Raw genomic sequence first — 18,237 nt, 5'->3', positions numbered from 1 at the left:
GGCGTCTATGATGAAACGCCGAAGCCTTTAATTAATAAATCGTGTACCCCTGGCACTAGCGCCATTAGATCATACTTGTGCTCATTCATGACCCATGTGGTGACAGTTTCGTCGATCGTGCCGAAGATCATTTGTCTCGCTAGGCGACGATCAAAATTATCTCGAAACTCTCCGCCAGCAATGCCTGTCTCTAAGATTGAATCAAGAACTCTTAAATAACCTTTTAACACATCATTAATTTTTAAGCGTAGTTCTTTATTAGATTGACGAAGCTCTAACTGAGTGACAGCTGCTAAGTGGTGATCATCTGATAATAGCTTAAAATGCTTTTCAATCACCATATATAACTTGTCTACAGCTTTTTCCTTTTCTGTGATGTCTTCCTCAATCTTTTCAATAAACTGTCCCATTTTTTCTTGAAATAATGAGATCAGAATATCTTCCTTGTTCTTAAAATAAAGATAAATGGTTCCGTCTGCGACCCCCGCTTGCTTCGCAATCTTGGAAACCTGCGCATTATGATAGCCGTTCTCTGCAATGATGATTACAGCTGCATCAATAATTTGCTTAAACTTCGGTTTATTTCTTTTCAATGCAAACTCTCCTTCAAATATGAATGATCATTCATTCATATTTTCATAATAAAGAATAAAGCCTTTTCTGTCAACATATAAAACGCATACTTTGACAAAAAAGAGCTAGCATTGAAACCGTTAGTTAATTTTTCTCTCTTGCTGCTTTTGTCGTTCTTCATCGACTAACGAACGTCTCAAAATTTTTCCTACTGCTGTTTTTGGAAGCTCTTCTCTGAATTCGTATATTCTTGGCACTTTATACGCGGCTAAATATTGACGAGAGTATTTGTTTAGCTCATCTTCTGTACATACTTCACCGTCTTTTAGTACTACATAAGCTTTCACTGTTTCTCCGCGGTATGGGTCTGGTACCCCTGCGACAACAGCTTCTTTAATTTTCGGATGTTCATACAATATTTCTTCTACTTCACGTGGATAAATATTGTATCCTCCAGCAATAATCATATCTTTCTTGCGATCAACGATATAAAAATAGCCTCGTTCATCCATATACCCTACATCGCCGGTTAACAACCACCCATCACGGAGGACCGCTTCCGTTTCTGCAGGCTGATTCCAATAGCCTTTCATGATCTGAGGACCTTTTACAGCCAGTTCGCCAATTTCTTTTACGCCCGCTTCTTCCCCAGTTTCCATAGAAAAAATTTTAGCATCCGTGTCAGGCCATGGCAAGCCAATACTACCGCTTACTCGCTCTTCCCACACAAAATTCGCATGTGTCACAGGCGATGATTCCGTTAATCCATATCCTTCTACTAGTTTCCCACCCGTCACTTTTTCGAACTGTTCCTGAACCTCTACAGGTAACGGTGCTGAACCACTTATACAAGCATCAATGGATGATAAATCATATTTTTGCAAATCGAGATGATTTAACAGTGCAATGTAGATTGTTGGTGCACCAGGAAATAACGTAGGACGCTGCTTATGAATCGTTTTTAAAACCGATTTTGCATCAAAGCGCGGCATTAAGATCATTTCATATCCTTGGAGAATAGCTAAAATTAATACGGTGGTTAGCCCATACACATGAAAAAACGGCAAAATTCCTAATACCTTCTCTTCCCCATTTTTGCAACGATAGAGCCAGTGTGAGCACATCGTAGCATTAGAGACGAGATTCTTATGTGTTAGCATGACCCCTTTTGGAAAGCCCGTTGTTCCTCCCGTGTATTGAATAATTGCTAAGTCGTTTTCTGCATCAATCTCATACTTCGTAAACGTTTCATTTGTTCTTTTCATAATTTCCGAGAATAAGTGTGTCGTACCACTATGCTCTAGAGAAACTTGAACACTGCTTTGCTTTTTTTGTACGTACGGATACAATACTTTTTTTACAAGCGGCAAGTAATCTTGAATTCTCGTCATGATCACATGCTCAATTTTTGTTAACGCTTTCACTTTTGAGATGCGTGGATATAACATGTCAATCGAAATGATAAACGTAGCGCCTGAGTCATTCATCTGATATTCCAGTTCTCTCTCCATGTACAATGGATTTGTTTGAACTGCTACCCCTCCAGCTAACATGACTCCGTAAAATGAAATGACGGCCTGTGGACAGTTAGGAAGCATGATGGCTACCCGATCTCCTCTTTTTAACCCTATCTCCTGCAAATAGCTTGCGAGTTTGAAAGCCTGCTCTGAAACGTCTTGAAAGGTTATACTCTTTCCAAGAAAGTGAACGGCCTTTTTATCTCGATATAGTTTTGCAGCGTTTAAAAAGCTATCCACGAGATTCGTTCCGCTGTACGTAATTGCGGCTGGAATTTCCGGTGGATATCGATCAAGCCAAGGCTTCACCGCTCTTTCTTCCATCTGCTCATCCCCTTATAACGAAATTTTGGAAAATTCCACATATTTATTATAGTACAATGAAAGGATGTCCTGCAATCTATATAAATTCTCTTTGTTGATAAAGGCCTAGATACCGTCCTCAAACATGTACTCATTCCGAACAAAATAAAAACGAACAGGAAATTCCTGTCCGTTAAAAAAATGCTAAATAAATAACCCCTATTGTTACAAAAAGACCGCATAAAACGAGTAAAACCTTTGCTAATTTCTCCATTTACTTGTCTCCTTATCCGATTCCCTCGCCAATAACAAATGACATTCCAATTGAGATCACCATTGAAATTAATCCAACGGCGCGATTATCGTTGGCAATTTCATCATCGATTCGAAATTTAGGTGTAAGAAATTCAAAGATAAAATAGCTAAGTAAGAGGAGGACAAATCCATATAACCCCCAAGCAAGCATCGATAACAAACTCGTATGATGGGAAATAGAATAGCGGAAAATATTCGCTAAGCCGAAGATTTTCCCTCCGGTAGCCATTGCTACTGCTACATTCCCTTTTTGTATCTCATCCCAGTTGCGATATTTTGTCACCAGCTCAAAAATAGCAAGGAAGACAATCATACTTAGAACGACGACGCTGTAATTGCCCGCAGATTGCACGTACGTATTTTCCCAAAAGTTTTTCATTGAAGCCCCCACTCCCACTACTTAAATTCTACGACGGTTACTCCTGAACCTCCCTCAGAGGCTTCTCCAAATCGCGCTTTCTTCACTGAACGATGATTTTTGAGGTATTCTTGTACACCCTGTCGCAGTGCTCCCGTTCCTTTACCATGAATAATGGATACGCGCGGGTAACCTGCTAGAAGCGCATCATCGATATATTTTTCGACGCGCATCAGAGCATTTTCAAATCGCTCACCGCGTAAATCCAATTCAAGACTAACGTGATAATCTTTTCCTTTTACAGTCGCTAGTGGCTTTGTTTCAACGGGTGCTGGTGAGCTCACGTATTCAAGGTTGCTCTCTTTTACTTTCATTTTCATGATACCCATTTGAACTTGCCATTCTGAATTACTCACTTTTTCAATAAGCGTCCCTTTTTGTCCAAAGCTTACTACTCGTACTTCATCCCCTGGATTCAACGTATTCTGTTTTTTCACAGGTGCTTTTTTCTTCGCAGACTTCTTCAGTGTTGGCACAGCATCATCTAGACGTTTTCGCGCATCAATAAGCTCGTGTTCTTTAATGGATGCTTGCTGATCTCTGCTCATTTGACGAAGCTGCTTAATAATCTCTTCAGCTTCTTCGCGTGCTTTTTCCACCGTTTGAGCTGCTTTTTGTTCGGCTTTTTCATACAGACGGTCACGCTGTTCATTAAACTGAATAATTTGCTGTTGCAACTCTCGATGAAGCTTTTCAGCTTCCTCACGATAATCTTTTGCATCTTCGCGCTCTTGCTCTGCTTGACGCGTGCTATCTTCTAACGACGCAATCATATTTTCGACTTTGTTTGTTTCAGCCCCAATATAACCTTTTGCGCGATCAATGACTTCAGACTGTAGTCCAAGACGCTTCGAAATTTCAAAGGCGTTGCTTCGTCCCGGAACTCCTATTAATAATTTATATGTCGGACTTAACGTTTCAATATTAAATTCAACGCTCGCGTTCACTACACCTTTTCGATTGTATCCGTAAGCTTTTAGCTCTGGATAATGCGTGGTAGCTACGACGCGGGCTCCTCGTTGATACACTTCATCTAAAATTGAGATGGCAAGAGCTGCTCCTTCTTGAGGATCAGTCCCAGCACCAAGCTCATCGAATAGTGCCAAGCTTTTATCATCAACATTTTTCAAGATATCAACGATGTTTACCATATGAGAAGAGAACGTACTTAAGCTTTGCTCAATTGACTGCTCATCACCAATGTCAGCAAAAATGTTTTGGAATACAGTCATCTCTGAGCCGTCTAAAGCAGGGATTTGTAAACCTGACTGTGCCATTAACGTGAATAACCCAATCGTTTTTAGCGTGACGGTTTTCCCCCCCGTATTTGGTCCGGTGATCACAATTGTTGTGTAGTCTTTTCCAAGTTCAATATCGTTTGCTACAACGTTATCTGCTGCGATAAGCGGATGCTTTGCTTTGGCAATTTTAATGTAGCCCTCATCATTCATTTTTGGTTTCGATGCTTTAATTTTATGACTGTAAGCTGCTTTGGCAAACATAAAATCAAGCTCAGCCATTACGTTCACATTTAAACGTAACTCACCCGCTGCTTCTGCTACTTCTCTTGTTAGTTCAATTAAAATACGCTCGATTTCCTGTTTCTCTTGAACGCGCGCTTCTTGAAGTTCATTGTTCAACGTCACAACAGACTGAGGCTCAATAAATAGCGTCGCTCCAGAAGATGATTGGTCATGAACGATCCCGCCGTAGTTCCCTCTGTACTCCTGCTTAACGGGAATAACAAAGCGATCATTACGAATCGTCACGATCGCATCTGACAGCATTTTCTGTGCAGATGACGAGCGGGTCAAGCTATCAAGCTTTTCGCGAATACGTGATTCTGTTGTGCGCAATCGCTGGCGAATGCCACGAAGCTTATCGCTCGCTCCGTCTAATACCGTTCCATTATCATCGATGCTATGCTTAATCGTTTGTTCTAGGTGTGGAAGTGGTGTTAACTGCTCAATTAAAGTCTCTAAAATGGGAAGCTCCATTTCTTCTGCAGAGACAAATTCCTCGATGAACTTCTTCATTTGTCTAGAAGCGTAAATCGTACTTGAAATATCAAGTAGTTCATTCGGACTTAACGTACCACCAATCTCCGCGCGCTTTACGCTAGGTCGTACATCTACAAGTCCACCTAATGGAACATTTCCGCGCAAGCGTAGAACGGTAACTCCTTCGTCTGTTGCTTCTTGAAACGTTACGACTTCTTCAAAGTTTGTGGATGGAATTAAATTCGCCACTTTTTCTCGTCCTAATGAAGAAGCTACATGGTTTGCAAGCTGCTCTTTCACTTTATCAAATTCAAGCACTCTAAAAATACGTGGTTGCACAATACTGTCCTCCTGTAAGCTCTATTCGCGATCATTTCGCTGTAAAAACGCCAGCAATTCTTCTAGGCTGTACGTATTAATAACGTTCTCTGGTCGTACCCAACCTTTTATTGCGCTCGATACACCGACTTTCATATCTTCTAGCATCTCTAGGTTATGGGCATCCGTATTAATCACAAGCTTCACACCTTTTTCCTGCGCTTTTCGCAAGTGCTCAGCTGCTAAATCTAACCGATTGGGATTCGCATTTAATTCTAGCGCCGTGTTTGTTTCCTTCGCTAAATCAATTAACAAATTAACATCCACATCATACCCATCGCGTCGTCCAATTAAGCGACCTGTTGGATGTGCGATAAAATCAACATGTGCACTTTCAAGTGCTGTTTTTAGACGCTCCATAATGGTTTCTCTAGGCTGTGAAAAACTCGAATGAATGGACGCAATGACTAAATCCATTTCCTGCAACATTTCATCATCATAGTCCAACGTTCCATCTGGTAAAATATCCATTTCTACACCAGCTAGAATTGTAAAATCATCGTATTTTTCATTCAATCGATTGATTTCTTCCCTCTGTGAGCGGAGCCTTTCAGGTGTAAGTCCATTTGCTACTTTTAAATACTGAGAATGATCGGTAATGGCCATGTAGCGATATCCTTTACTACGACAAGCCTCAGCCATCTCCTCAATCGAATATCCACCGTCACTCCACGTTGAGTGCATATGGAGGTCTCCCTTTATATCTTCAAGCGTAATAAAACGCTGTGGCTTCATAAATGCCTCTACCTCAGATCCGTCCTCGCGAATTTCAGGTGGAATAAACGCTAGACCAAAGTGAGCATAAAAATCTTCTTCCGATTGGAACGTTAGTACCTCACCTGTTTCAGCAACCTCGACTCCATACTCACTGATTTTTTCGCCACGCTCTTTCGCTAATTGACGCATGCGAACGTTATGATCTTTAGATCCTGTGAAATGATGTAGGGTTGTAGCAAACTCTTCATCTTTTACAAGTCGAAAATCAACGGAAATATCATATTCATACTCTAAAACAACGGAAACCTTCGTATCCCCATTCGAAATGATGCTCTTCACAAGGGGAAGTGAGGTTAACTGCTCGCGCACACTTTCTGGATTCTTAGTCGCAATAATAAAGTCTAAGTCCTTAATCGTTTCACGCATTCTTCGTACGCTTCCTGCCTGTGAATAACGATCCACGTCGCGCATTGATAGGAGATGCTGCTCAATTTCTTTTGCAATTGGGAGCATAAGGGTTAATGGGAGACGATCAGGTCGCTTTCCAAATTCTTCGATCGCCTCTAGGATTTTTTCTTCCGTCTTCTTTCCAAACCCACTAAGCTCTTGTACTTTATGTTGCTCACAAGCTTCCTTCAACGAATCAATATCTTCTACCTGAAGCTGCTGATAAAGCTTGGCGATCTTTTTCCCACCAAGTCCTGGTAGCTTCAGCAATGGAATTAAACCTGCTGGAACTTCTTCTTGAAGCTCTTCTAAAACCGTCGATTTACCCGTCTCTAAAAATTCGTTGATTACCGCTGCTGTCCCTTTCCCTACACCAGAAAGAGCCGTCACATCTTCAATATCTGAGAGACTTCGTTCGTCGTTTTCAAGTGCAGCTGCTGCTTTTCGAAAAGCTGATATTTTGAAAGGGTTGTCCCCTTTTAACTCCATATAAATCGCAATCGTTTCTAATAACTTAATTACTTCTTTTTTATTCATACTAAAACCACCCTTTCTATCGTCCATTTTCTATACTAAAAATGATACAAATTTTTAGGCTATATGTACATTTCTTTCACTAGTGCGCGTAATCAAAATGACTAAAAAATGGTGAACGAAAAGAGGGCGTAACCCAAACGATAGCGTTCAACCATTTGAGTTACCCCCTTTCTCCATCTTTATAGCTGGCCATATTGAGCTAATAAATCATGAATTGTTGCAGATAAAAAAGGCGTATGCTGAATCATTGCTGTTGCGATACCTGACTGCTGAATCGGCTGTTGAATATTTAATACCGGTAACACCGCGCCGATATAGAGTAAAATAAACAACACAACGTAAATCTCCACAAAACCTAATATACCTCCGCCCCACTTATTCAATTGTTTTAAAATAGGTAGTTGCGCAATCGAGTTTAACGTAAACCCAACAATCCGCAATAAAATTTGTGTGCCAAAAAACAGAATAGCAAAGGCAATAATCCGGTAAAATGCACTCTCTACTTGGTCCGTGCCAAGAATGAGCGAAGCAATACCTTGTTGATCTTGCCAATTTGGTAGAGGAATAATAATCTTTAATCGAGGCGCTAAATCATCACTTAGCAAGTAAGCCACGACAAACGAAACAGCGAAGCTAATTAAATGAACCAACTGCAAAATGAGTCCGCGCTTAATTCCGATTAAGAAACCTAGTACCAATAAGATGATTAATACGATGTCTAGCATTTATTGTCCTTCCTTCATCCTACGAATTTCGTTTTCGAGTCTTTCTATATCTTCTTTAAGCTTTATATGTTCATGAATCACATTAACAGCCGTTAATACAGCTAATTTATTTATATCTAATGACGGATTTTTTGACGCAATCTCCCTCATTTTATCATCAACAATAGATGCAACGAGTCTTATGTGGCTTGTGCTTTCAGAGCCAACAATCCGATATTGTTGCCCATAAATATTGACTTCCGTTTTATTTTTATCTCGTTCTAACACCAGAAAGTCCTCCGTTCCACAAAAATCCTAATCCTTATCATAACACGAATTACAATAGAATGGAAAGATATCCTTATTTCCGTTATGATAATAGCACAAGATGAGTATATACGCGCAACTTTATTGGCACATCACACACAAATTTTGTGTGGAAGGACTACAAATCCTAGCCAAACATGACTTATATTAGCAAGCCAATTCGATTGCTTTTCTACTAGATCGATACTAAATAAAGGAGAGATTTTCATGGCCAATGCCGTTTTAAAAGTTCAAGCACCACAATTACGCAAAATACAGTCTCATTATGCCCCTTTCATCACAGATAAAACACCACCAGGAGGCGTTTTTACCGCTAAGCTTCCAAACTGTACGATCACGGCCTACAAATCTGGGAAAGTTTTATTTCAAGGAAACGGTGCCGAACAAGAAGCACAAAGATGGGGAACGACAGAGCCTTCAGCACCTGCTAAAGGTCCGAGCGCTTCTTCACTTCCTGCCGATTTTCATCTTAAATCCGTGATTGGATCAGATGAAGTTGGAACAGGTGACTTTTTTGGCCCCATTACCGTTGTTGCAGCCTACGTGTCAAAAGAGCAAATTCCTCTTTTAAAAGAATTAGGTGTGAGAGATTCGAAAGATTTAAAAGATCCTAAGATTATTGAAATTGCTAGACAGCTCCTTCATGTTGTTCCTTATAGCCTGATCATCCTGCATAATCCGAAATATAATGATTTACAAAGAAGCGGCATGTCACAAGGAAAAATGAAGGCAATTCTACATAACAAAGCCATTCAAAACGTATTAAATAAAATCGCCCCTGAAGAGCCTGAAGCGATTTTAATTGATCAATTTGTTGAGGGACCGACATATTACAAGCACGTAGCTCAGCAAAAAGAAGTAGTGAAAAAGAACGTCTTTTTTAGTACAAAGGGCGAATCCATTCATTTGTCTGTTGCAGCTGCATCCATTATTGCGCGCTATGCTTTTTTACGCGAAATGGATAAGCTCGGAAAAAAAGCCGGTGTCGAACTTCCAAAAGGAGCAGGAAAACACGTCGATATTGCCGCAGCAAAAATCATTCAATCACAAGGTACGGATGTTTTAAAAGACCTAACGAAGCATCACTTTGCGAATACGGAAAAAGCGATTCGTTTGGCACATAAATAAAAAGAGTTCTAGGCTGCGTGCCTAGAACTCTTTTTGAATTAAGAACGAAGAGTTGCATCAAACTGCGCTTCTACCGCCTCAAGTACTTTTGTATGAGCTTTTGTTACTTCTTCATCTGTTAACGTATGCTCTGGGTTGTAATAACGTAGTGAGAACGCAACAGATTTCTTGCCTTCCTCCATACGCTCACCTTCGTATAAGTCAAATACGTTCACTTCTTTTAGAAGCGTTCCGCCCACTTCTTTAATAACGCGTTGAATTTGACCTGCTTGAACCGTGCTATCTACAACGAGCGCGATGTCACGTGTCATAGATGGGAAACGTGGAATAAGTTCGTATTGAACAGGCGCTACATCGACTGTTAGTGCGCGACGTAAATCTAATTCGAATACGTACGTTTCTTTTAACCCAAGCGCTTTAAGAGTGGCTGGGTGTAATTGCCCTACAAATCCAAGCGCTTCTCCGTCAAGCGTGATCGTTGCTGTACGTCCTGGGTGCATGCCTTCTTTCGCACCAGGTTCGTATGCAATACGTTCTTCTAATCCTAGCGCTGTGAATAAACCTTCTAAAATTCCTTTCACAACGTAGAAGTCTACGACCTTTTTCTCTCCCTGCCATTGGTGAATGTGCCACATTCCTGTTACAGCACCAGCTAAACGCTCCTTCTCTTCTGGAAGTTCTCCTTCACCTTTTGATAAGAACACAGAACCTGTTTCATAAATCGCAACAGAATCCATTTGACGGGCGTTGTTATGCTTCACGACTTCTAATAGCTGTGGAGTTAAGCTTTGACGAAGGACACTTCGATCTTCACTCATCGGCATTGCTAGTCGGATCGTTTCTGTTGTTTCTAAAGCAAACTGAGTTGCTTTTTCTTCCGTTGTTAATGAATACGTTGTTGCTTGGTAAAGTCCAGACCCTTCAAGGTAGCGGCGTACTTGACGACGTTTTGCTTGATATTCTGTTAATTTACCTGGGATCGCTTCTCCAACTGGCAATGTTGTTGGAATGTTATCATAGCCGAATAAACGAGCTACTTCTTCAATTAAATCCTCTTCAATGGTAATATCACCGCGACGTGTCGGAACGGTTACAACAAATGTTCCGTTGTCTTCCTTCGCTTCAAATTGAAGACGTTCAAAAATACTTTTCACTTCATTTGCTTCTAGTGATGTTCCTAATACGCTGTTGATGCGCTCAACAGAAACAGACACAACCGCAGGCTCAGCGTTCATCGTATCTACCTCAACTGTACCAGCCACAACTTCACCTGTTGCATAAAGAGCCATTAGTTGTGCAGCGCGGTCTGCAGCCATACGTGTACGGTTTGGATCAATGCCTTTTTCAAAGCGTGCACTCGCTTCACTGCGAAGTCCATGATCTTTTGATGCTAGACGAACCGTTAAACCGTTGAAGTACGCTGATTCAATTAACACGTTTACCGTATCATGTTGAACTTCAGAGTTTTCTCCGCCCATAACACCAGCAAGTGCAACAGGCTCTGTGCCGTTTGTGATAACAAGCTGATCGTGTGTTAACGTGCGCTCTGTACCGTCTAACGTAACAAGTTTTTCGTCATTGTGTGCACGGCGCACGACAATTTCTTTTGATCCTAAACGATCATAGTCAAATGCGTGAAGAGGCTGACCATACTCAAGCAAAATGTAGTTTGTAATATCAACCACATTGTTATGAGGACGGATACCAGCTGCCATTAGACGTGATTGCATCCAAAGTGGAGATGGACCAATTTTCACATTTTTAACAACACGTGCCACGTATAATGGATTGTCTGCTGCTGCGTCTACTTTTACGCTAATGTAGTCGCTTGCTTGTTCACTTGCTTCTGATACGTTTACTTCGGGATAGCATACGTCACGGCTTAGAATCGCAGCTACTTCATGAGCAACTCCAAGCATGCTTAGGCAATCAGAACGGTTTGGCGTTAAGCCAAGCTCTAGCACTTCATCGTTTAAGCCTAATAGATCTAGCGCATCTGCTCCTACTTCTGCATCATTCGGGAACACGAAAATTCCTTCTTGATATTCTTTTGCCACTAGCTTACCTTCAATTCCTAACTCTTGAAGAGAACAAATCATGCCGTTTGATTCTTCACCACGAAGCTTGGCACGCTTGATTTTAAAGTTACCAGGTAGTACTGCCCCAACAGTTGCTACCGCAACCTTTTGGCCTTTGTCAACGTTTGGTGCACCACAGATAATTTGAACAGGCTCCTCAGCGCCAACGTCCACTAAGCATTTATTGAGCTTATCAGCGTTTGGATGCTGTTCGCGCTCAAGTACGTGACCAACAACTACACCTTTAATGCCTTCGTTGCGTACGTCAACACCTTCTACTTCAATCCCACTACGGGTAATTTTTTCAGCTAGCTCTTTAGCTGATACTCCTGATAAATCTACATAGTCTTGTAACCAGCGATATGATACAAACATTCGAATACCCTCCCTTTATGCTCGTTTGAATTGTTTTAAGAAACGTAAATCATCTGTATAGAAATGACGAATATCGTCTACACCGTACTTCAGCATCGCAATACGCTCAGGTCCCATACCGAAAGCAAACCCTTGATATTTCTTTGAATCGTACCCGGCCATTTCAAGTACGTTTGGATGAACCATTCCCGCACCTAAAATTTCGATCCAGCCTGTTTTTTTACATACGTTACATCCGTTTCCTCCACATTTGAAGCATGATACGTCTACTTCAACGGAAGGCTCTGTGAATGGGAAGAAACTTGGACGAAGGCGAATTTCGCGCTCTTCACCAAACATTTTCTTCGCAAATGCTTCAAGCGTTCCTTTTAAATCACTCATGCTAATATTTTCATCAATAACAAGCCCCTCAATTTGAGTGAACTGATGTGAATGCGTCGCATCATCGTCATCGCGGCGATAAACCTTACCTGGACAAATAATACGGATCGGTCCTTTTTCCGCGTTTTTTTCCATCGTACGCGCTTGTACAGGAGATGTATGTGTACGCATTAAAATTTCATCTGTAATATAAAACGAATCCTGCATGTCTCGCGCTGGGTGACCTTTTGGCAAGTTCAGTGCTTCAAAGTTGTAGTAGTCTTGCTCTACTTCTGGACCTTCTACAATGCTGTAGCCCATCCCTAAAAATAGATCTTCCACTTCTTCAACGACCGCTGTTAACGGATGATGATTTCCTGTTTGCACTGGACGACCAGGAAGCGTTACGTCGATTGATTCTGATGATAATTTACGCTCAACTTCCGCTTGCTCTAAAGCAGTCTGCTTTTCTTCAATTTTTGTTGCAATTGCCTCGCGCACTTCATTCGCAAGGGCACCAATCACCGGGCGCTCTTCAGCAGAAAGTTTCCCCATCCCACGCAGAACTTCTGTAATCGGTCCTTTTTTACCTAAATACGCTACGCGAATATCATTTAACGCTTTTAAATCAGCTGCTTCTTCTACTTTTGCAATAGCTTCCGCCTGCAGTTCCTGTAAACGTTCTTTCACTGTTTGTTCCTCCTTTATTTTAGACAAAATAAAAAACTCGCCCCTAAAAAAGGGACGAGTATTAGTCGCGTTACCACCCTAGTTAGCAATGCACATACTGATTGCATTACTCTCTTCGTTACGATTAACGGCTTTGCCGGAACACCTTTACAATTCATTGGTCCAAGTGTCAACTCAGGAGGTGAATTCACTCGCTTCTTCTATAAAGGTACTTTCAGTCACGGCACCTTCTCCCTAAATAGCGAATTGCTAGCTACTAGTCTCCATCAACGTTTTTTCAATATGTAACTATTGTCTTATTATATTGAAAACGGCGGTCCGTTGCAACTACCTTCCGCCTAAATAATACACGAGAATTCCTGCTGCAACCGCTACGTTTAGCGATTCACTTTTTCCATAGATCGGAATATACAAATTTGCATCCGTTTGCTGAAGAAATTCTTCTCTTACTCCGTTCCCCTCATTTCCAACCATTAGAGCGAAGGAGGAAGCGGTTTGCACTTCCTGATAAGGCTTGCCGTTTTGTAAAGACGTTCCGTAAATGGCTACGTTTTGTTCTTTTAACTGAGCAATCACTTCCCCTAGATTTCCTTTTAAAATAGGGAAGTGAAAAATAGCACCCTGTGTGGAACGAATCACCTTACTATTATAAACGTCTACGCTCCCTTCACCGATCACGACGAGCTCGATACCTGCCGCCTCTGCTGTTCGAATGATGGTTCCAAGATTCCCTGGGTCCTGAATCGCGTCTAATAATAACACCTTTTGTACGCTCGGAAGCTCTGTCATCACACTTTGATAACAAATCGCTGCCGCACCTTGCGGGGTTTCGGTATCTGAGATAGCTTTCATTACGTCTGGCTTCACCCAAACGATAGAGACATCATCAACATTCCACGCGGATGGAATTTCGACTTCATCTGAAATGATCACTTCTTTAATATTCTCTTTATGCTTAAGCGCCTCTTCTACAAGGTGAAAGCCTTCAACGATAAATAAACCGGTTTTGTCGCGCTCTTTTTTTGTATGAAGCTTTTTCCAACCTTTTACTTGAGGATTTTTCACTGAATCGATTCGTTTCAACGTACCTTCTCCTTTTAATTCATAACTTTTTTCAACTATTCTACTACTAATTGTACATAGAAATCGGAAAGAAGACAAAAACTATTCATGAAAAGATTACATATGTTGAGGTGATAAGGATGGATTTAAATTTACGAAATGCAATTTTATCAAACGTTAGCGGTAATTCTCCAGAGGAACTAGAAGCAACTATTATGGATGCGATCCAAAGCGGTGAAGAAAAAATGCTTCCTGGACTTGGCGTATTATTCGAAGTTCTATGGAAAAACTCCGATCAGTCAAACAAGCACGACATGCTTACAACAATCGAAAAAGGTCTTCAATAAAAAAATCCCTCACCTCATCAGGTGGGGGATTTTTTTATTAGTTAAACGTTAAATTTTGAACTGTCTCTGCATCTAAACGTTTAATCACTTCGGTAATCAATTTCACCGCGTTCTCGTAATCATCACGGTGTAGCATCGCTGCGTGTGAATGGATATAACGAGTCGCAATCGTGATTGATAAAGCCGGAACACCGTTTGCTGACAGGTGAATAGAACCAGAATCCGTTCCACCACCAGCAATCGCATCAAATTGATACGGAATGTTTAGTTCATCCGCCGTATTTGTGACCAAATCGCGAAGCCCCTTGTGGGATACCATGGACGCATCGTATAAAATGATTTGCGGACCGTCTCCCATTTTGCTTGCTGCTTCCTTGCTTGAAATACCTGGTGTATCACCAGCAATCCCTACATCAACACCGAATGCGATGTCAGGTTGAATAAGGTTAGCGGATGTTTTCGCACCGCGCAATCCAACTTCTTCTTGAACCGTTCCAACACCGTATACAACGTTCGGATGTGCTTCGTCTTTTAAATTTTTCAACACGTCAATGGCAATTGCACAGCCAATGCGGTTGTCCCATGCTTTAGCTAACAGCATTTTTTCGTTGTTCATTACGGTAAATTCGAAATAAGGCACTACTTGGTCCCCAGGACGCACGCCAAATTCCATTGCTTCTTCACGGCTAGAAGCTCCGATATCAATGAACATATCTTTAATATCGACAGGCTTTTTGCGTGCTTCCGGTGGTAGAATATGAGGTGGTTTTGAACCAATGATCCCTGTTACATCGCCTTTAGCCGTAACAATGGTTACGCGCTGTGCTAGCATTACTTGTGACCACCAGCCACCAACGGTTTGAAAACGTAGGAATCCTTTATCGTCGATTTGCGTAATCATGAAGCCAACTTCATCCAAATGACCAGCCACCATAATTTTAGGACCGTTTTCTTGTCCCACTTTTTTCGCGATTAAGCTACCTAATCCATCTGTCGTAATCTCATCGGCAAATGGCTCTATGTATCGTTTCATGACTTCACGTGGCTCACGTTCGTTCCCTGGAATCCCTTTAGCGTCTGTTAAATCTTTTAGCATCGTTAATGTTGCATCTAGTTTACTCATCTTCATCCTCCTTTTTATGCCAATAATTTCATTATACAGAATAATTGATTAAATCCAAACTATATTTCGTTTTCTTAATATCCTTCTTTTTGGCGCTGATAGTTTACTTCGTTTTTTGACATATACGCGTCCTCTACATCTTCGTTCGTGAACCCAAGCATTTCACCAAGCGCTAAGTAATCACCGAACACTTCAACATAGCTTTGTCGATTCGGCTCCGTGCGCAGACCGAGAACCCCGTCGTATACTTTTAAGAATTGCTCTGTAACATCTTCTCCTCGTTCACTGCTTGTAATAACATCCATATCATGAAGACTAAATTCAATTCCAAGTGATAGTAAGAAGTGAATACCATCCACATATTCTTCTAAAATGGTTTCTTTTGGCGAAGCACCTTTTACACTCCAAAATTTAAAGCAGCGTGTTTCATTGGCAAATTCACCTAGCTCAACAAGCAAGGCCAATACTTTACGCTGAATTAAGTTTTCTTCTTTTAGTTGATGCGTTGTTTCTATATGCATATCTAATTCTTTTTGCATCGCAAATAAACGTACTAATTTCATGTGTTCTACACTCCTTTTCTTTCTGAACAAAAAAAGTATAACAAATATCGACTTCTATGAAACCTTTTATGATTTAAACCGTAAATTACACAAGAATGTTTTATAGGAGGGGCGAAAATGTTTGTCGTTCTCTTTCGTTTACTAATTATCGGTGCTTTCTTTTATCTTTTGTACAAGGGCGTATATTATTTATTCAGCCCGAAAAGAAAATTAGATACGGCACACGAAAAGAAAGAATTTTACATGCTTGATGAAAAAGGCAACGCACGTAAAAATTTTCTCCTAACGTATCAAGGTCGACTATTTGAGGGGGAAAAATACGTAGGCACTACTTCTGAGTCATTTGAAGTGATTTCCATTCACATTTCAATCCAAACATCACACCAGCTAGAGGGTCTTTCTCGAATGGACTTTACGCGAATTGAACAAGAAGTTCAGTATATCTATCCCTATGCCAAGATTCAATGGAAGAGCCCTGTAAAAGAATTTATTGCGAGCAGGGTGTAAAAGAAAACGAAAAAGCACTCAACGTGTTGTGAATGCTTTTTCGTTTTCTATATGTCACTTATTGTGTCCGACTCATCCACTCTACGAGAAGGATCAGATCAACTACAGCTAATAGAGGTAATCCCATCTTAAACTGCACGTGCTTCGTTTTATGGCGACAAACGAACATCCCAATCGTTGTCCCGAAAGCTCCGAAAATAATGCTTACGATCCAAATCGTTTTCTCTGAAATCCGCCATTCATGGCGAACCGCTCTTCGTTTATCCGTCCACATTACAAAAAAACCAACTAGATTAATGACAAGCAGATAGATCCACAAGAGTTCCACGTTTTTTCACCTCATAAAATAAAAGAGCTCCTTCATATGAAGGAGCTCTGACGTATTATTTGTCTAGGTTCTTTTTAGCAGCAGATGCTAATTCTGCGAATGCTTTTTCGTCAGCGATTGCTAAGTCAGCAAGCATTTTACGGTTAACTTCAATTCCTGCTAATTTTAAACCGTGCATTAAACGGCTATAAGAAAGACCATTCATGCGAGCAGCCGCATTGATACGTGTGATCCATAATTTACGGAAATCACGTTTCTTTTGACGACGGTCACGGTAAGCATACATTAATGATTTCATTACTTGTTGGTTAGCTACTTTATATAAAGTATGTTTGGAACCGTAATAACCTTTAGCTAATTTTAAAACTTTTTTACGACGCTTACGCGTCACTGTACCGCCTTTTACACGTGGCATAGTTGTTTCCCTCCTGTATTGTATCTATAATAATCCGAACTTATTTTAAGTTTGTTAATAGGTGACGAATGCGTTTGAAGTCACCAGTGCTCACTACAGAAGCTTTGCGTAATTTACGCTTTTGTTTTGTAGATTTGTTAGCGAATAAATGGCTTGTGTAAGCGTGAGAACGTTTAAGTTTTCCACTTCCAGTTCTTTTGAAACGCTTAGCAGCGCCACGGTGAGTTTTCATTTTTGGCATGGGGAGTTCCTCCTCGTATGATTATTTTTCGTTTTTAGGTGCTAAAACTAAGAACATGCTACGTCCTTCCATTTTAGGAGCTGATTCAATTGTTCCTACTTCTGTGCAAGCAGCTGAGAAACGATCAAGAACTCGTTGACCAATCTCTTTATGAGTAATTGCACGACCTTTGAATCGGATCGATGCTTTTACTTTGTCTCCTTTTTCAAGGAACTTAATTGCATTGCGTAGTTTTGTGTTGAAATCATGCTCATCAATTGTCGGACTTAAACGTACTTCTTTTAAGTTAATGACCTTTTGATTTTTACGAGCTTCTCTGTCTTTACGTTGTTGCTCATAACGGAATTTACCGTAGTCCATAATACGACACACAGGTGGTTTCGCGTTAGCTGCAACCATTACAAGATCAAGATTTACTCGAGAAGCGATTTCTAATGCTTCTTGTTTAGATTTAATGCCCAACTGTTCGCCGTTCTGATCGATCAGACGAACTTCACGAGCACGAATACCTTCGTTAACCATCATGTCCTTGCTAATAAGTAGCCACCTCCAAGGTTTTATAAAGGAATATATGATTCGCATCTGGTACGTCGAGGATTTTTTAATCGTTTCATAAAAAAAGATGCGAGTATGTACCACACACCCACATCTTGAAAGTTCAAGTATAAAAAACGATCTCAAAACCTGCTAACTGCTTAGCGCGTCCATCAGGTGAGAAGCGGGTGCTCCTTCTTTTGCATCAACATATATTCAGTTTCCATTAGAGATTATATCAAGTAACATA

Annotated in this window: 19 protein-coding genes and 2 other annotated features; of the genes, 3 read left to right on the top strand and 16 right to left on the bottom strand. The window is 40.8% G+C overall.

Annotated elements, in window-relative coordinates; all coding sequences use genetic code 11:
* Positions 1 to 5: 5 nt before the first annotated feature.
* The 7 genes from AMD01_RS08170 to zapA form a co-directional block, all read right to left on the bottom strand.
* Positions 6 to 593: a fatty acid metabolism transcriptional regulator FadR gene (locus tag AMD01_RS08170; protein ID WP_053400895.1), complete on the bottom strand. Its 588-nt coding sequence runs from the start codon at positions 591 to 593 to the stop codon at positions 6 to 8.
* Between the two features lie 120 nt (positions 594 to 713).
* Positions 714 to 2,414, bottom strand: a complete 1,701-nt coding sequence (locus tag AMD01_RS08165; RefSeq protein WP_053400894.1) for a long-chain-fatty-acid--CoA ligase — start codon at positions 2,412 to 2,414, stop codon at positions 714 to 716.
* A 265-nt stretch (positions 2,415 to 2,679) separates the two neighbouring features.
* Positions 2,680 to 3,087, bottom strand: coding sequence for a DUF350 domain-containing protein (locus AMD01_RS08160; RefSeq protein WP_053400893.1), 408 nt, complete (start codon positions 3,085 to 3,087; stop codon positions 2,680 to 2,682).
* Between the two features lie 17 nt (positions 3,088 to 3,104).
* Positions 3,105 to 5,465: an endonuclease MutS2 gene (locus tag AMD01_RS08155; protein WP_053400892.1), complete on the bottom strand. Its 2,361-nt coding sequence runs from the start codon at positions 5,463 to 5,465 to the stop codon at positions 3,105 to 3,107.
* Positions 5,466 to 5,486: 21 nt separating this feature from the next.
* The gene (gene polX, locus AMD01_RS08150; RefSeq protein ID WP_053400891.1) at positions 5,487 to 7,205 is read right to left on the bottom strand and encodes a DNA polymerase/3'-5' exonuclease PolX; all 1,719 of its coding nucleotides are present in this window, start codon (positions 7,203 to 7,205) and stop codon (positions 5,487 to 5,489) included.
* A gap of 179 nt (positions 7,206 to 7,384) precedes the next feature.
* A complete protein-coding gene (locus AMD01_RS08145; RefSeq protein WP_053400890.1) occupies positions 7,385 to 7,930 on the bottom strand; it encodes a CvpA family protein in 546 nt (181 codons plus the stop codon).
* Complete coding sequence (gene zapA / locus AMD01_RS08140) at positions 7,931 to 8,197, bottom strand: cell division protein ZapA (RefSeq protein ID WP_053400889.1); 267 nt, start codon at positions 8,195 to 8,197, stop codon at positions 7,931 to 7,933.
* 246 nt (positions 8,198 to 8,443) lie between these two features.
* Between zapA and rnhC the strand changes: the two genes are divergently transcribed.
* Positions 8,444 to 9,364, top strand: coding sequence for a ribonuclease HIII (rnhC, locus tag AMD01_RS08135; protein WP_053400888.1), 921 nt, complete (start codon positions 8,444 to 8,446; stop codon positions 9,362 to 9,364).
* 38 nt (positions 9,365 to 9,402) lie between these two features.
* On the opposite strand, the gene pheT is transcribed toward rnhC, so the two are convergent.
* From pheT to AMD01_RS08120, 3 genes are all read right to left on the bottom strand, one after another.
* Entirely contained in the window at positions 9,403 to 11,817 is a 2,415-nt protein-coding gene (gene pheT / locus AMD01_RS08130) for a phenylalanine--tRNA ligase subunit beta (protein WP_053400887.1), read from the bottom strand.
* Between the two features lie 15 nt (positions 11,818 to 11,832).
* On the bottom strand, positions 11,833 to 12,867 hold the full coding sequence (gene pheS, locus AMD01_RS08125; RefSeq protein ID WP_053400886.1) for a phenylalanine--tRNA ligase subunit alpha: 1,035 nt from the start codon (positions 12,865 to 12,867) through the stop codon (positions 11,833 to 11,835).
* A 47-nt stretch (positions 12,868 to 12,914) separates the two neighbouring features.
* Positions 12,915 to 13,146: a binding site (T-box leader), on the bottom strand.
* A 48-nt stretch (positions 13,147 to 13,194) separates the two neighbouring features.
* Positions 13,195 to 13,950 (bottom strand): TrmH family RNA methyltransferase, encoded by a 756-nt coding sequence (locus AMD01_RS08120; RefSeq protein WP_053400885.1) that lies wholly within the window; start codon positions 13,948 to 13,950, stop codon positions 13,195 to 13,197.
* Between the two features lie 119 nt (positions 13,951 to 14,069).
* Here AMD01_RS08120 and sspI point away from each other — a divergent pair, with 119 nt between their 5' ends.
* Positions 14,070 to 14,276: a small acid-soluble spore protein SspI gene (gene sspI, locus AMD01_RS08115; protein ID WP_053400884.1), complete on the top strand. Its 207-nt coding sequence runs from the start codon at positions 14,070 to 14,072 to the stop codon at positions 14,274 to 14,276.
* Between the two features lie 37 nt (positions 14,277 to 14,313).
* Here the strand turns inward: sspI and AMD01_RS08110 are convergent, their stop codons facing one another.
* Positions 14,314 to 15,399, bottom strand: a complete 1,086-nt coding sequence (locus AMD01_RS08110) for a M42 family metallopeptidase (RefSeq protein ID WP_053400883.1) — start codon at positions 15,397 to 15,399, stop codon at positions 14,314 to 14,316.
* 74 nt (positions 15,400 to 15,473) lie between these two features.
* Positions 15,474 to 15,962 carry a dUTP diphosphatase gene (locus tag AMD01_RS08105; RefSeq protein ID WP_053400882.1) on the bottom strand — a complete coding sequence of 163 codons (489 nt, stop codon included), beginning with the start codon at positions 15,960 to 15,962 and terminating at the stop codon, positions 15,474 to 15,476.
* 117 nt (positions 15,963 to 16,079) lie between these two features.
* Here AMD01_RS08105 and AMD01_RS08100 point away from each other — a divergent pair, with 117 nt between their 5' ends.
* Positions 16,080 to 16,469, top strand: coding sequence for a hypothetical protein (locus AMD01_RS08100; protein WP_053400881.1), 390 nt, complete (start codon positions 16,080 to 16,082; stop codon positions 16,467 to 16,469).
* Positions 16,470 to 16,527: 58 nt separating this feature from the next.
* Here the strand turns inward: AMD01_RS08100 and AMD01_RS08095 are convergent, their stop codons facing one another.
* From AMD01_RS08095 to infC, 4 genes are read right to left on the bottom strand one after another with little or no spacing between them, the layout of a single operon-like run.
* Entirely contained in the window at positions 16,528 to 16,797 is a 270-nt protein-coding gene (locus AMD01_RS08095) for a DUF1294 domain-containing protein (RefSeq protein ID WP_281176858.1), read from the bottom strand.
* Positions 16,798 to 16,852: 55 nt separating this feature from the next.
* Positions 16,853 to 17,212, bottom strand: a complete 360-nt coding sequence (rplT, locus tag AMD01_RS08090; RefSeq protein ID WP_053400880.1) for a 50S ribosomal protein L20 — start codon at positions 17,210 to 17,212, stop codon at positions 16,853 to 16,855.
* 40 nt (positions 17,213 to 17,252) lie between these two features.
* A complete protein-coding gene (gene rpmI / locus AMD01_RS08085; RefSeq protein ID WP_053400879.1) occupies positions 17,253 to 17,453 on the bottom strand; it encodes a 50S ribosomal protein L35 in 201 nt (66 codons plus the stop codon).
* Between the two features lie 21 nt (positions 17,454 to 17,474).
* Positions 17,475 to 18,035 carry a translation initiation factor IF-3 gene (gene infC / locus AMD01_RS08080; RefSeq protein ID WP_083446488.1) on the bottom strand — a complete coding sequence of 187 codons (561 nt, stop codon included), beginning with the start codon at positions 18,033 to 18,035 and terminating at the stop codon, positions 17,475 to 17,477.
* 28 nt (positions 18,036 to 18,063) lie between these two features.
* Positions 18,064 to 18,193: a sequence feature (ribosomal protein L20 leader region), on the bottom strand.
* Positions 18,194 to 18,237 lie beyond the last annotated feature (44 nt).

Source organism: Priestia koreensis (assembly GCF_001274935.1).
GTDB lineage: Bacteria > Bacillota > Bacilli > Bacillales > Bacillaceae_H > Bacillus_AG > Bacillus_AG koreensis.
The sequence above is the reverse complement of the archived record's forward strand: the minus strand, read 5'-3'. Positions and strand labels throughout refer to the sequence as shown.